Source organism: Shewanella sp. SM55, from assembly GCF_025654025.1.
GTDB lineage: Bacteria > Pseudomonadota > Gammaproteobacteria > Enterobacterales > Shewanellaceae > Shewanella > Shewanella oncorhynchi.
Genome location: NZ_JAKKRS010000007.1, coordinates 16,523 through 31,353 on the forward strand (window position 1 = coordinate 16,523; position 14,831 = coordinate 31,353).

Below are 14,831 nucleotides of genomic sequence, written 5' to 3' on the forward strand. Positions count from 1 at the left end.
TCAATTCAGATGACGCCGCCCCACCAATTTTACTAGAAGGGCTTAACCGCAAGGTTAAGCCCTTTTTGTTTGAACTTTCAGGCTATTACTCATTTCGAGCTATCAATTCAAATGCGGCGGCGGGAACTGAACTGGCGTCGATAAATGAATCATGTCACTTGATCTAATCTCTATTAGATTCAGCCATTCAGACGCCGCACCTAAAAAACTACCTTTTTCCCTTTCCACCCAAAGCGCGCTTTTTAGCACGTTGTTTTTGCGCCGCTTTGCCGTTACGTCTAGGTTCGGTATCCATCTTATTAAAGTCGGGTTCAAAGCCAAGTAACCATTGTTGTGGTAGACGCTTGTCGAGCACAACTTCAACTTCTTCCAATAATAGGGCGTCCTCTTGACTAAAGAGGGTGATAGCAAGCCCTGCACTACCCGCTCGACCTGTGCGACCAATACGATGAATATAATCTTCAGCAATAAAGGGTAGCTCAAAGTTGATCACATATTTAAGCTCGACGATATCTAGGCCTCTGGCGGCGACATCCGTTGCCACTAGCACTTGAATTTTGCCTTGTTTAAATTCCTGCAAAACTTTCTCGCGCGCGCCTTGAGACAAGTCACCGTGAAACGCCTGAGTGATAATATCGGCTTTATTGAGTTGCTGAACCAGTTTATCGACACCTTGCTTGGTGCGGCTAAAAATCAGCACTTGATGCCAGTTTTTACTGCGCACCAGATGACTGACGAGTTCGGTTTTACGGTCGGCGTCGACGGCATAAACCACTTGTTCAATTTCGGCAGCGGTCGTGTTGCGCTTGGCAACTTCAATCAACTTGGGATCGCGCAGTAAGGTTTTACTTAAGCTGAAGATAGCGGCATCTAAAGTGGCAGAAAATAACAGGGTTTGTCTGTCACTCGGTACTTGCTTGAGCACGGCTTGAATTTCATCCATAAAGCCCATGTCGAGCATACGGTCAGCTTCATCGAAAACAAGCACACTCAATTGCTTAAGATTTAATGCACCTTGCCTAAGGTGATCGAGTAAGCGGCCCGGAGTTGCGATTAACACATCAATCCCTGCATTAAACACGGCGACCTGCGCATCGATACTCACGCCGCCGTAGGCGATGCCGATACGAATATCAGTCCCTTTTGCGTACTTAACAAAACTCTGCTGTACCTGCACCGCCAGCTCACGTGTCGGCACTAAGACTAATCCGCGTACGGGTCTCACAGCCGTTAACTCTTGCGCAGGGCTGAGTGTCATCAAATGATGCAAGATAGGCAAGGCGAACGCAGCGGTTTTGCCTGTACCCGTTTGGGCGCCAGCCATCACATCCCGTTTAGCTAAGATGGCAGGGATCGCTTCTAACTGGATTGGCGTTGGCGATTCATAGCCAAGAACCGCTAAGGTATTCACTAACGTGGAGTTTAAGGATAAGGCACTAAAAGACATTGCGGTTAACCACTGAAAATAATGGCTAGAATTTTAGCAGACACAACCCTAAGCGACTAGCGGCATAGCGCTAGTCCTATTGTTATATGCAAACTTGTTTTACGATAGAAATGCGTCGAGATCTTCAGCTAGCTGCGGACGACTAAAGAGATAACCTTGGGCTTGATCGCACTGGTTTTGTTGCAGAAAATCAGCTTGCTCTTTAGTTTCAACCCCTTCAGCGATAATGTCGAGCTTCAACGCATGTCCAAGCGCAATCACAGCCTTAGCGATAGCGGTATTGTTGGTATCGAAGGGAATGTCCCGCACAAAAGATTGATCAATTTTCAATTTATGAATAGGCAGTTTTTTCAAATAGTTGAGCGATGAATAGCCAGTACCAAAATCATCAACCGATAATTCGATACCCAGATCGCCAAGTCGCTTTAAGTCACGGATAGCAAGATCTGGATTCTGCATCATCACACTTTCGGTCACTTCAAGCTCTAAATGCTTGGCGGGCAAACCCGTTTCAGCTAAGACACGTTTCACATCATCCACAAAGGAACTACGCTGTAACTGTTGTCCTGCCACGTTCACGGCAATACGGCCAAAATGTTTGCCTTCACTAAGCCAACGCATTCCCTGAAGGCAAGCGGTTTCTAACACCCATAAACCTATCTCATGGATAAGACCAATTTTTTCTGCCACAGGTATAAATACCGCGGGCGAAATCAAACCCAGTTGAGGATCGTACCAACGCAGTAGCGCTTCAAATCCCACGGTTTGTCAAGTCACTAAATCAAGTTTTGGCTGGTACATTAAGTACAAGGCATTTTGCTCAATCGCGCCATAGAGGGCACTTTGCAGCTTAAGATGTTCAAAAGACTGTTGAGTTAAGGACTCTGTATAAAAAGCATAATTATTGCGGCCATCATTTTTGGCACGATACATGGCCGCATCGGCGTTACGCAGTAAAGTGTCCGCATCGGTTCCATCATTCGGATACAAAGAAACGCCCATACTCGCCGTTAAACGTAAGTGGTCGCCCGTGCTCACAATAAAAGGTTGCTCAAACACTTGGCGCAATTGATTTATGGCAACTGCGGCATCGGCACTATTGTCGATCCCTGAAATCAATGCCACAAACTCATCGCCACCAATCCGTGATAACACATCCTGATCGCCTACTTGGCTGCGTAAACGCTTGGCAAGCTCGACCAACATTTCATCGCCTATACTGTGGCCAAAACTGTCGTTGATATGCTTGAACAGATCGACATCAATCATCACAGTCGCTAATTGCAAATTCAGCCGCTTAGCTTGTCGCACTTCTTGCTTAAGCTGCATCATAAACTTCATGCGATTGGGCAAATGCGTTAGCGGGTCAAAATACGCTAAGTGCGTGAGTTGCGCTTCATTCTCTTTCTGGGCTGAAATATCGGCAAATACAGCGACAAAATAACGCACATCTCCAACGTCATCATAAATAGTGCTTATGGTGATATTTTGCGGAAAAATCGTGCCATTTTTACGCCGATTCCAAATTTCGCCATTCCATTTACCTTGAGTAAGCAAGGCATTCCAGAGTTTATCGAAAAAATCTTTATCATGCCGACCCGAACTAAAAATCCGAGGATTCTGGCCGAGTAACTCTTCCCTCACATAACCTGTGATCTCAAAAAATGCACCGTTAACGTCGGTAATATTGCCATGCCGGTCGGTCACAACCACACCTTCAACCGAGTTTTTAAACACATTGGTCGCCAGTGTCAGTTGTTCTTCAACTGCTTTATGCTTGGAGATGTTGCGAGTCATACCGATAACGCCCACGAGCTCACCCAGGGCATTGAGTGTTGGGAGTTTTAGCGTTTCTAACCAAAGATGATTTTTAGCTTCATTGCCGTCTAAACACTCAGCGACAATAATAGGCATGCCAGACTCGATAGCGAGCCTATCACCCTCTAGAAAAATATTCGCAATTTCAGCACCAAAGAGTTCGACATCGGATTTACCGACAATCTCACTTCGGGGCATTTCCCATGCTTTCTCGACGCTGCGATTACAGAGTGTGTAAATGCCAGCGGCATTTTTCATCCAAATATGTTCTTCAAAACTATCAATAAAGGTTTGTAAATCGACCGTATCGACACACGTTGGCGCACCTCGGCTTAATGCTTCGGCCGCACTGTGCTGGCTCAATATCTCGCCTAACTGGCGTTGAATGCTATCGCTGATAAGCTTTGCCAGCTGCAGCGTTTTCGAATCTACGCCGAGCGCCTCGTTGTGATAAAAACATAAAAAGCCAAAATTTGCCCCAGATGGCCAAGCGAGAGATAAACAAATCACGCTGCCGATTGCGCTACAAGTGTGCCAATCTGAGTGCTGCCGAGTATCCATAATTAACAGAGGCTCACGTACCTGCTCAGTTAGCTGTGATACAGATAATGCAGCCGTGATTTGATGACTGCCTAATCGGGGCAATGCTGAAATCGGCTCACTCAGGCTGGACAACTTAGCATTGCTTAGAGGGGAAATAGTAGATTTATCAATAATATCAAATGGATTTGGAACAACTTCTGATGGTGTGAGCATTGATGGCATCACAACGGACTGGCTTATCGCAGGCTGGGGGTTAGCCAAATGATTGCCACTTAGGTGGCTGAGTATTGCCTGTATTTCACTTTCAGCCGCAGAGTCTGAACTTAACATGCTGCTAAGTTCACCCGCAGCATTCCATGCTAATAACATTGCTTTACTGCTTGATATCTCAGCGACTAAATTTAAGTCACTCAACCAGTTATCCAGCTGTTGCTGCGTAATAGGTACATCTATCATCATCTTGCCAACTCAGATCTCGTTACTGCTCAATCGGCCTACAGCGAGAATACCGTAAGACCTTAAACACATGCCCAATATTGCTACAGAGGGAAAACGTTAACCAAGCAGTAAAATCTCATAAAATTTTACGTTTAACATCAAATCAATACATCTCAATTGGCACTAAGGTTAGATCTAAAACTTACTCCATCATATCCACCTTTTAGGGTGGTAGAGGTCAAACCATCAAAATTCACACTAACTTACTCACACTCAGCAGACTGCTTGCACGGGTAAATCCAACTAACATTGCATTTGCTACTTTAGCACAAAATTTTAGTGTCAGTATCGCGATAAGTTTATTGAGTAACAATTAGTTAGACTTAATCAATTAAGTCTTCCCCCGATAATTCAGCACTTTCTTAGCGAGAGAAAACCATCCCTAAAGACATATATCAGCAATAACAGAGTTTTGATTGACAAAAATGCTATCTTATTGTCTACAATGGAAATAATAAGGCTGAAAAACCAAGGATATTTATGCCCACTGACGTCGTATCAAGCCAAGCTACCCTGCTCAACAGTAAACAATTATATCGCATTTGCGAACTCGACCAATTAAGCACAGATTGCCAATCGACAGCAGAACTCACACCTCTCAATGATATTGTCGGCCAAGAACGCGCCCAGCAAGCGGTAGAGTTTGCAATGGGAATTAAAGAAAAGGGTTACAACATCTACGCCATAGGTCAGAACGGCCTCGGCAAACGGACCATGATGCTGCGTTACCTAAGCCGTCACGAGCCAAACGACCATACCCTGTACGATTGGTGCTATGTGGTTAATTTCGATGATACCCGTTGCCCTAAAGTACTGAAACTGAGCGCAGGGACTGGGCTTGAATTTAAAAAAGCCGTCGAAAAGTTGATGCTTAAACTTGTCAAAGCTATGCCTTTAGCCTTTGATAATGAAATGTATTATGCCCGCACCGAAAAACTCAAAAGCCAATTATCACAGAAACAAGAAGTCGCACTCACTGAATTAACCGAAGAAGCGAAACAAAAAGGCATCAGCCTCAGTTTAACCATGCAGGGCGACTATCAAATGGTAGCGCTCAATGGTGAAGAACCCCATGACGAAGCTTCATTCGAAGCATTGACAGAGACTGAACGTAGTCAATTTGAAAGTAATATCAATGGCCTAGAGGTTAAACTACGGGGTATTATTCGCCAAATCACTGAATGGGAAGAAGAATTCAGCGATAAGCAGCAAGAGCATGACGAACAAGTCGCCAAAGAAGTATTAATTCATTTTATTAAGCCACTCAAAGATAAGTTCAAGCATCAGCCAGAAGCGCGGACTTTCTTAACCGGTATGCAGGCGGATATCTTAGACAATTTAGATATCTTTTTAGAAGAAAGTGAAGAACAACTGGGCCTAGCCTACGCTTCCCTTGAAAAGAAAATGCCCCGCCGCTACCAAGTTAACGTTTTGGTCGCTCAAGGGACTCAAAAATTCCCTATTGTCGTAGAAGAAAGCCCAAGTTATCACAGCCTATTTGGTTATGTGGAAAACGCTACCTTCAGGGGGACAGTGTTCACCGACTTCTCACTTATCCGCTCTGGCAGTCTGCACAAAGCTAACGGCGGCGTGTTATTGATGGATGCGGTAAAAGTGTTAGAACGCCCTTACGTGTGGGACGGGTTAAAACGCGCCCTGCGTTCACGCAAACTCGATTTAAGTTCGCTGGAGCGGGAAGTGTCACTGTCGGGCACGATTTCATTGGCGCCTGAGCCTATCCCCTTAGATGTGAAAATTATTCTGTTTGGCGATCACGAAACTTATCAGCTGTTACAGCACTATGATCCTGACTTCAGTGAGTTATTCCGCGTTACCGCCGATTTTGAAGATGTGATGGACAGAACCTCAACTTCTGAGGCGCACTATGCCCGCTTTATTTCGAGCATAGTTCACGACAACAACATGCTACATTGCGACCGTGCGGCTATAGCACGCATCATCGAATACAGCTCGCGTGAGGCCGAAGATCAACAAAAACTGTCGCTACACTCAGCCAATATTGCCAACCTGCTGCGGGAATCAAACTACTGCGCTAAATCTTCGGGTAGCCAGCAAATTTTAGTGCCGCACGTTGAGCAAGCACTGCGAAATCAAGAGCAAAGAGTCTCGCGTCTGCACGACAACATAATGCAAAGCTTTACCAACGGCACGACCTTGATTAGCACTCAGGGCAAAGTGGTTGGGCAAATCAATGCCTTATCCGTAATCTCGACCTCAGATCATCAGTTTGGTATGCCCAATCGCATCACAGCAACCACAGCGTTTGGTAAGGGTGAAGTGATGGATATCGAGCACAGAGTCAAACTTGGAGGCCGGATCCATTCTAAGGGCGTGTTGATCTTAACCGCTTATTTAGCCTCAGTTTTAGGTAAGACGGCGCAAATCCCGCTCACCACTTACCTCACCTTCGAACAATCATACAGCGGTGTGGACGGTGACAGCGCCTCAATGGCCGAATGTTGCGCGATTATCTCGGCCATTAGCGAGCAAGCACTAAGGCAAGATATTGCCATCACAGGTTCGATGAACCAATTTGGTGAGGCTCAACCCATTGGCGGCGTGAATGAAAAAATTGAAGGCTTCTTCGATGTTTGTAAAATAAAAGGCCGTACACCGGAGCAAGGGGTGATTATTCCGGCCTCGAACATGGCCAACCTTATGCTGCGCAAAGACATTGTCGATGCAGTGGCACAGGGGGAATTCCATATTTGGGCTATTACCCATGTGACTCAAGCAATGGAATTACTGCTCGGTAAAACCGCAGGAAGTTTGCCGCAAACGGCCGCACCTAGCCAAGGGCAATATTCTCCCGAGAGCATTTTCGGCATCGCTCAGCAAAAACTCACCGCACTCAGATCCTTAGTTAAAGCGGATTAAATAAAAACGAGAGACAAACGAAAAGGGTTAGCACATGCTAACCCTTTCTTTATAAAGCTATTAAGCGAAATTACACTAAGCTTGTAAGCATTTCATCGCGGTAAGGAACAAGTTCAACGCCATCACGCACGCGAGCAACATAGTCAGGATTGGCAATGAATGGGCGACCAATAGCAATCAAATCAAACTTATTCGCCGCAATCGCTTCACTGGCGGTTTCAGCGCTGTAGCTTCCAACTCCCACTAAGGTTTTGCCATAGTGTGCGCGCACATAGCTTGAAGCTCTGCCACCAAGATAATCGAATTCCATGCTGTCATCGAAAATCCCAATATGCACAAAAGCGATATCGCGGGATTCCAGCTCAGGCAAGAAGTAATCGAACACTTCGCGGTCACGACTATCTGCCGCCATATTGAAATAAGCCCCTGGAGAAATCCGTAAACCGGTTCTGTCTTTGCCGATACGAGCCACAACAGCATCGACAACCTCAAGCGCAAAACGGGACATATTGGCAGGTGTTCCACCGTATTCATCGGTGCGGCGATTGCTGTCATGGTGTAAGAAAGTGTCAATCAAATAACCATTTGCACCGTGGATCTCAACACCATCAAAGCCAGCTTCAATGGCATTTTCCGCCGCTTTGGCGTAATCACGCACTAGGCCTTGAATATCCTCAAGTGTGGCGGGTTTTGGCGTGACATAAGTCAGTTCGCGCATTCTTGGCACGCTGCCTTCAATCTTCTGCGCTGATGCCGCAAGCACATCACCACCACCGAAAAAGTGTGGATGAGCAACACGGCCCGTATGCCATAACTGCACAAAAATCTTACCGCCATTGGCATGTACAGCATCGGTCACTTTACGCCAGCCAGCAATTTGCGCTTGAGTAAAAATACCAGGGGTATTGGGATAACCTTGAGCATCGGGACGAATAATCGTCGCCTCTGTGATGATCAAACCCGCTTCGGCGCGGCGTGCATAATAGGCAACCATATCATCGTTCGGCACTAAATCGGCATCCGCCATACAACGGGTTAAAGGTGCCATTAAGATACGATTATTTAAGGTAATAGTGTCATTAAGTGAGTAGGTATCGAACAGATTTACCAATGAATTTGGCGTGGTTTGTGTGGTCATTTTCTCAGTTCCATTCTTGAATATGCATTCAAGATATTATTATTTGAACGATCATTCAAGTTCATTTTTGAATGTTTGTTCAAATTTAGGTAGAATCTGGCCTAAGCGTTTCTATACAAGTGAATTAAATTCGATGCGTAATGCAGAGTTCGACCGAGAACAGGTACTTCGCGGCGCTATGGCCGCCTTCATGCACAAAGGTTATACCAAAACGAGCATGCAAGATCTTACTCAAGCCACGGGATTACATCCGGGGTCGATTTACTGTGCCTTCACCAATAAACGCGGGTTATTAATCGCGGCCATAGAGCAATATCAACTCGACAGAAACGAGCAATTCAACAATCTATTCGGCAATGGCGAGAATGTGCTGACTAATTTGAAAACCTACTTAGATCATCTCGTTATTGAATGTCTGAGTTGCGATAGCGCCCAAGCTTGCTTACTGACAAAAGCGTTAAATGAAATTGCAGAGCAAGATGTTGAGATCCGAGACATCATCAATCAATATCTACAATCTTGGCAGCAAGCACTCACACTACAATTTGCCACCGCAACGTTACAAGGACTCCTCCAAGGCGATCGCAGCAGCGAGCAAAGAGCCCAATATTTAATGATGGGAATTTATGGTTTAAGAACCTTCGCCCACACCCATCCTAATGCCGAAACCTTACAGTACCTTGCAGACCAATTGCTGGTAGAAGTCTGCCATTAAAGTGCGTTAATTTGTGGGACAGTAAATATCTGAATGACTAACCGAATATGATTAAGCGAACAAGCGCTAACATTAATAGAAATAGATGGATTGAATAGAGTTTTTGCAGAAAATGTCGGGACGATAATTTAGCAAAGTGAATTATTCGTCCCAAGAATGACGATTAGTTTAAAATGTTAACCTATATTAGCTTGAGCAAACACTCGCTCGCCTAATGAATTCAATATCTTACACTCACCTTCAAGTACAGCAATGATAGATTTTCCCTTGCGGAAACTTGCAGGTATCATCACACGCCCAGCTTCACTCACTGGCAAATTACCTAATACGGCGTTGTGCATAATTAACCCTACGGGCGCATCATAATATAAAACAGTTACAGTCGCTTGATTTGCTTGCATCACATTTAACTCACATTAAGCAGCATCTACTGCGTTATATTTACGTCGCAAGAGAGCTCCCTGTCCTCAACATTTTAAAATATCCAGGAAGATACTTTAAACATTTTAAATCAATTACTTAAGGTCTTATTCAAATTTTATGATTTTTTATTGGATACAATACTGTCTTATACTGTACACCTTGGGCTATTTAAGCACTTCGGCAAAAAGATGCCAATCTATTTCTATTATGTTAATCAATTACCCACTATCGATCACATATAAGACACAAATAAAGATGCGTTTTTATGCATTTTTTAGAGTAAATAACCTAAATTTGAGTTATCAGTAATCTACTTAGCTTTAAATCCCACTCGAAATCCGCCCCAATGTTTACCGTTTACAAAAATGGGCACCGACAAGTCGTGCATCACTTCGCCCGTATCGCGTTTATAAGTTTGCAATAGCACAGGTTCAGTATGGGCGCCGCAACGGATCCCTGTCGGATCATTAAACAAGCGTTTGGTTCGATTGTGCACCATATCAACCTCAACTTTGCCTGTCAGTGCTTGGCTAAAGCGTTTATTATGGGTCGGAAAATAACCTTTCCTATCAACGGCTCCCGCATAAATAATTTCGCTGTGTTTTGCCAGAATGGGCTCTTGAATCGTTGGAAAATGCTGATCGGTATAACGATCGAAAGCCGTGCTGTATTTCTGCGGCTGAGTATTGGTAATAGGTTGGTATTTAGGATTAAACAAATCAGCCTCGCTAAAACTGCCACTGGCTAAACCTTGTGCTAACTTGTCACCGCACGCTTTAGCGGCAACATTCGCCAATTGCAGAACCTGCTGATCGAAGGTTTGTGTATCCCATTTAGACAGCGCTTTAAAAATACCCTCAGTGGTCAAGGATAAAGTAAAGGCCTGCTCGGATACGCTATGACTCTGTTTACCCGTCGAATTTAACGAGTCACGAATTTGAGTCACCGAGCGGCTAATGTCGTTAGTAGTGCTGTTATATTGTTTGAGTGAATCTTCCATATCACCTAAGGCATGGGCCGATTGGGTCACAGAAGCCGAAATCTCAGTGAAGTGCGCGTCTAACTCGCCCATGGCGGCGACCACATCGGCTGTTTGCGTCACGACTCGTTCCATCAGCCCAGAAGTTTTATCCGTTTCACTGCGGATTTCTAATAGCATTTTGCCAATATCTTGGGTTGCACCCGCCGTTTTACCCGCAAGGCTGCGTACTTCGTCAGCCACTACCGCAAAACCTCGACCCTGCTCTCCCGCACGGGCCGCTTCGATAGCCGCATTTAAGGCCAACAGATTCGTTTGCTCGGCAACGGAGTTAATCACTTCGGTAATTTTTTGGATTTCTTCGGCTCTTGATTTAAGCGCCTGCACTTGCTCAGCGGCAGTATCAATATCCGTACTCAGTGAACGAATGGCCGCAACACCTTTCTGAGCTTGACTTCGTCCCTGCACGCTAACGCGCTCAGCCTCTTGAGCTTGGCCTAAAATATCGGCGGCATTATCGCCAAGTTGGGCCGTAGTGTGACTCAATTGCCCTGCAGCAACCGCAATGGCGCTGGCATGCTCGCCATTTGATTCAATTGATTTATTCAATAAATCAATAAAATGCGACACCTCAGCCGAACCGATAGCCATTTTGCTGGTTTGCACACTAATGTCGTGGGCGGGAATGCTTTGCTCTTGTAATGCCTTAATGTTTGCCTCATCGGTGTCGAGCTTAGCCTTAGATGCGCGCAAACACACCCACACCACTAAGCCACAGGCAAGAACGCCCAAGATCAACGCCTGCACAATACTAGGAAGATGCAGTCCCTCAAGTAATAAACTCCCCAGAGTGACCAGCGTGAAACTGATGAAAATTAAAATTTTGTGCTGTATTTCCATATACTTCCCGTAACTGCGCAAGGTAAAAATGAAAGGGAAATGCTAAGAGTCGAATCATTAGCCTTCGTTCAGCTGCTATCAATTACAGCGGCTATTGCTTACAACTGACGAGGGAGGGCTAACTATGATAGCGCTCAAGATTTATAGTTTTAGTCTATTTATCTGAATAAGCTAGATAATTTATCTCGCTAAATAAACAAAGTAGAAGTTAGCTATCATCAACAGTCTCACGAGCGTATGGCATTAGACATTAGTATTAATCTATCGCGATATAGTCCTAGCCTATCTAAAAGCTGATCTTCCTTGAGAAAACCAACTTTGCCCTGAAATGCGTGCCCCGTCGCCTTCTAGGTAATAAATCACATAGGGACGACTGCACTTATACCAAGAAAACTGCTAATATCGGCGCAATTTTTTTGAGCTAACGAGATCAAGATGGGCAGAGCATATCAAAACAAGAAAGAATCCATGGCGAAAACAGCCGGTCAAAAAACCCGCATTTATTCACGCTACGGTAAAGAGATTTACGTTGTCGCTAAGCAAGGCGGCGTTGAGCCCGATGGAAACTTATCACTGCGTCGCTTAATTGAACGCGCTAAGAAAGACCAAGTGCCCGCGCATGTTATTGAACGCGCAATTGAAAAAGCCAAAGGCGGCGGTGGTGAAGATTACGATACCGCCCGTTACGAAGGTTTTGGTCCTGGCAACTGCATGGTCATTGTTGACTGCTTAACCGATAACGTAAAACGTACCTTCACCGAAGTGCGTCAAGCCTTCGTGAAAAACGATGCCAAACTCGGCGGCCCAGGTACAGTTGGCCACATGTTTGATCATCAAGCCGTGTTCGTGTTTGCGGGTGATGACGAAGATGCGATTTTAGAACTGCTGATGATGGCTGACGTTGATGTAAGCGATGTTGAGCTTGAAGATGGCTTAATCACAGTATACGCGCCACACACTGAATACTTTAAAGTCAAAACTGCGCTGACCGAAGCGATGCCAGAGGTTAACTTTGAATTTGACAATATCACCTTCGTACCGCAGGACATGACTAAAGTTGAAGGTGAAGATGTCGTTATGTTTGAAAAGTTTATTGCCGCACTTGAAGATTGTGACGACGTACAAAACGTCTATCACAATGCGGAAATTGATGACTAGACGTTTCTTTCGCCTGAAACAAAAACGCAGCTAATAGCTGCGTTTTTTATTTATAGATCAAAATATTAAGCTTCAATAAAGCAGCCATGAAACCCTAGTGGCAATACCCTGTTCATTTGAGCCGAAGCGATGGGGCCCGCACTGATATCACTGGCACGAAACAAAGACAAACCAGACTGTGCATTATGGTAATCGAGCCAAGTCATCAGTAAATAGGCTTCGTGCTGCTCAGTGGCGGGGATATAGAGCGGCTCTTCGGCAATTTTGCCTTTGCCAAGATAAAACTCGCTATAGCTCGCGTCGCCAAGTGTATCCGCACTGTGCTTGCTGCTGTCTTTTGCATTATGAATACAATACAGAGTGTTACTTAGCCCTGATTCAGATTCGGCTTCTGCTTCATATTTAAAGTTAGAGCTGGAGCCAGAGTTAACAGCTGAATCTGATCTTGCTCCAACGCCAAATAACGGAGCAAACGCCGAAGCCCCGCCTGTTTTCTCTGCAAACGTTTTTTCACCGCTAGTTTGTTTTTTACCCATAATGTGCTGCGAAAACTGGGGAAACTCCATCATCACGCCGCTGCGCTTAATACGTGCAGAGGAAGACAAGGTCTCCGCAAACTGCGTTTTGCTAGCTAGTGTAAATGCTGCTGTAAGTGGTGCTGTGAGCGGTACTGTAATTGTCACTAACTCGGCGTGGGGTGTTTTTGTTTTACGCTCCCCCGTCAGTAACCCCTTCATCCCTTGGGTTAAAATAGCTGAATTGGGATAGAGGCAAAGCTGCACAGAAAGTTCGTCATTCTTCTCAATGGCTTGACCAAAGTGAAACACAAATCCTGCAGGCAGTTGGTGTAACTGGCGCACGCTAAAATCGGCTTTGTCGATAACCAGTAATTGCGATGGCAATTCGGGGCGCCATTTAAAGGCATCAACATAGGTTTCGCCCTCTTCATACACGCAGGATGAAATGTAAAACACCAGCTTATTCTCACTCTGCGCGAAGGCATGTAAATAGCTAGCTTGAGGTAATTCAATCACTTCCATTCTGGCAATGCTGTCATCGGCTGCCACTTGATACACAAGTAATTGCTTATCACCACCGACATACCAGACGCCAAAATTCCATAGTCCACCTTGTCCGTCATCGAGTGGGTGAGCAGAAAAGGGCAAGCCCTTAAATTTGTCACCAAAGCTTTTCACGCCAAGCGTGGTTAAGGTCTGAGCATCAAGTCGATAGGGTGAACCCGCCTCCCATAAAGCGAGCAACTCGCCGTGGCGCGGCAATAAACTAGTATTGGCCACATTCAAATCGTCGTTATTTCGAATAGGTAAAGCATTGGGGATCACTGTGCCTGCAGTCGTGTACTTAAACGCGCCAGCGGCCTCTTCCACTTTAAACTTCTTTGTTTGGATAAACTTAGCCTGATGCTGAATTTGCCTATTGCTCACACTAAACTGTTGCACCATGCCATCGCCATCGAACCAATGCTGATATGCCTTACCTGCCCGAGACATTTTCGCTGGCCCATTACGATATAGATTCCCACTCAACTGCGCTGGCCACTCACCCGAAACCTGCATAGTGAGTGGCGGATAGTCGCCTTCAGCACCACTAAATCCAATCGCCCAAGGCTCACGTGCGACCGTTTGTGCGCTATCCAGCGCCAATAACTTATCCACTGAACTGGCCCAAACAGCGGTCGTCATTAGGACGGCTGAGCCTGCTAGAAATTGACGTCTATCCATGGTGCAGCCCCCCTCTTAGCGAATATGTATGGTGATTTGAGTATCGGCCTGCAAACTAAAGCTGGCGTCTTTAAAGCTCGCAGGCCCAAAACTGCCGGCGTTATTGCTAAAGCCATAGCCTTCACTCGGCACACCTAACATATTGGTATCTAAGCTGTCATTACCGTTTTCATCGTGAAAGACCTTGACCGCATATTGGCCATCGGCGAGATCGCTAAATACCAGCCTGTGATCTGTTTTAGTAACGGGCTTTATCATAGATGCGCAGGGATTGTGGCCTGCGGCGTAATCCTCGGCATTGGCATAAAGCTCCACCATCAAGGCGCCGGTTTGTACTTGAATATTATCGATATCCACAGTCAAGGTATGTGTCTGGCTGCCTGTGGACATGTAGCCTGCCGACATACTTCCTGCAGACAAGAGTAAGCAAGCTAAACCTGCGCCCCAAATCGCTGATAACGTCCTTTTCGTCTTATTAGCTTGGGAAAACTGTGTTTTTGTCATAGCCGAGTTCACGTGTTTCATGTCTTACTCCTGTTATTTGCGCTCATAAGTAACTGCGATGGAGTTAG

9 protein-coding genes and 1 pseudogene are annotated in these 14,831 nt (G+C 45.4%); 3 read left to right on the forward strand and 7 right to left on the reverse strand.

Annotated features, from left to right (window positions below):
- Positions 1 to 208: 208 nt before the first annotated feature.
- Both L5L91_RS10575 and L5L91_RS10580 read right to left on the reverse strand, forming a co-directional pair.
- Positions 209 to 1,447 carry a DEAD/DEAH box helicase gene (locus L5L91_RS10575; protein ID WP_263236460.1) on the reverse strand — a complete coding sequence of 413 codons (1,239 nt, stop codon included), beginning with the start codon at positions 1,445 to 1,447 and terminating at the stop codon, positions 209 to 211.
- 99 nt (positions 1,448 to 1,546) lie between these two features.
- Positions 1,547 to 4,267, reverse strand: a pseudogene (locus tag L5L91_RS10580) (EAL domain-containing protein).
- 519 nt (positions 4,268 to 4,786) lie between these two features.
- Between L5L91_RS10580 and L5L91_RS10585 the strand changes: the two are divergent.
- Positions 4,787 to 7,204 carry a Lon protease family protein gene (locus L5L91_RS10585; RefSeq protein WP_263236461.1) on the forward strand — a complete coding sequence of 806 codons (2,418 nt, stop codon included), beginning with the start codon at positions 4,787 to 4,789 and terminating at the stop codon, positions 7,202 to 7,204.
- A 70-nt stretch (positions 7,205 to 7,274) separates the two neighbouring features.
- Here L5L91_RS10585 and L5L91_RS10590 read toward each other — a convergent pair whose 3' ends face one another.
- A complete protein-coding gene (locus L5L91_RS10590) occupies positions 7,275 to 8,342 on the reverse strand; it encodes an alkene reductase (protein ID WP_263236463.1) in 1,068 nt (355 codons plus the stop codon).
- 133 nt (positions 8,343 to 8,475) lie between these two features.
- On the opposite strand from L5L91_RS10590, the gene L5L91_RS10595 reads away from it, so the two are divergent.
- Complete coding sequence (locus tag L5L91_RS10595) at positions 8,476 to 9,057, forward strand: TetR/AcrR family transcriptional regulator (RefSeq protein WP_173246058.1); 582 nt, start codon at positions 8,476 to 8,478, stop codon at positions 9,055 to 9,057.
- Between the two features lie 176 nt (positions 9,058 to 9,233).
- Here L5L91_RS10595 and L5L91_RS10600 read toward each other — a convergent pair whose 3' ends face one another.
- Positions 9,234 to 9,458 carry a TIGR02922 family protein gene (locus L5L91_RS10600; protein WP_028760777.1) on the reverse strand — a complete coding sequence of 75 codons (225 nt, stop codon included), beginning with the start codon at positions 9,456 to 9,458 and terminating at the stop codon, positions 9,234 to 9,236.
- 332 nt (positions 9,459 to 9,790) lie between these two features.
- Complete coding sequence (locus L5L91_RS10605; RefSeq protein ID WP_263140424.1) at positions 9,791 to 11,359, reverse strand: methyl-accepting chemotaxis protein; 1,569 nt, start codon at positions 11,357 to 11,359, stop codon at positions 9,791 to 9,793.
- A 435-nt stretch (positions 11,360 to 11,794) separates the two neighbouring features.
- Between L5L91_RS10605 and L5L91_RS10610 the strand changes: the two genes are divergently transcribed.
- Positions 11,795 to 12,517, forward strand: a complete 723-nt coding sequence (locus L5L91_RS10610) for a YebC/PmpR family DNA-binding transcriptional regulator (RefSeq protein ID WP_028760779.1) — start codon at positions 11,795 to 11,797, stop codon at positions 12,515 to 12,517.
- A 65-nt stretch (positions 12,518 to 12,582) separates the two neighbouring features.
- Here L5L91_RS10610 and L5L91_RS10615 read toward each other — a convergent pair whose 3' ends face one another.
- A complete protein-coding gene (locus L5L91_RS10615) occupies positions 12,583 to 14,259 on the reverse strand; it encodes a carotenoid oxygenase family protein (RefSeq protein WP_263236467.1) in 1,677 nt (558 codons plus the stop codon).
- Between the two features lie 15 nt (positions 14,260 to 14,274).
- A complete protein-coding gene (locus tag L5L91_RS10620) occupies positions 14,275 to 14,784 on the reverse strand; it encodes a DUF2141 domain-containing protein (RefSeq protein ID WP_263236469.1) in 510 nt (169 codons plus the stop codon).
- Between the last annotated feature and the right edge of the window lie 47 nt (positions 14,785 to 14,831).

Coding starts and splice junctions, on each gene's coding strand:
- L5L91_RS10585 (WP_263236461.1), top strand. CDS start 4,787: ATGCCCACTGACGTCGTATCAAGCCAAGCTACCCTGCTCAACAGTAAA.
- L5L91_RS10595 (WP_173246058.1), top strand. CDS start 8,476: ATGCGTAATGCAGAGTTCGACCGAGAACAGGTACTTCGCGGCGCTATG.
- L5L91_RS10575 (WP_263236460.1), bottom strand. CDS start 1,447: ATGTCTTTTAGTGCCTTATCCTTAAACTCCACGTTAGTGAATACCTTA.
- L5L91_RS10605 (WP_263140424.1), bottom strand. CDS start 11,359: ATGGAAATACAGCACAAAATTTTAATTTTCATCAGTTTCACGCTGGTC.
- L5L91_RS10610 (WP_028760779.1), top strand. CDS start 11,795: ATGGGCAGAGCATATCAAAACAAGAAAGAATCCATGGCGAAAACAGCC.
- L5L91_RS10620 (WP_263236469.1), bottom strand. CDS start 14,784: ATGAAACACGTGAACTCGGCTATGACAAAAACACAGTTTTCCCAAGCT.
- L5L91_RS10600 (WP_028760777.1), bottom strand. CDS start 9,458: ATGCAAGCAAATCAAGCGACTGTAACTGTTTTATATTATGATGCGCCC.
- L5L91_RS10590 (WP_263236463.1), bottom strand. CDS start 8,342: ATGACCACACAAACCACGCCAAATTCATTGGTAAATCTGTTCGATACC.
- L5L91_RS10615 (WP_263236467.1), bottom strand. CDS start 14,259: ATGGATAGACGTCAATTTCTAGCAGGCTCAGCCGTCCTAATGACGACC.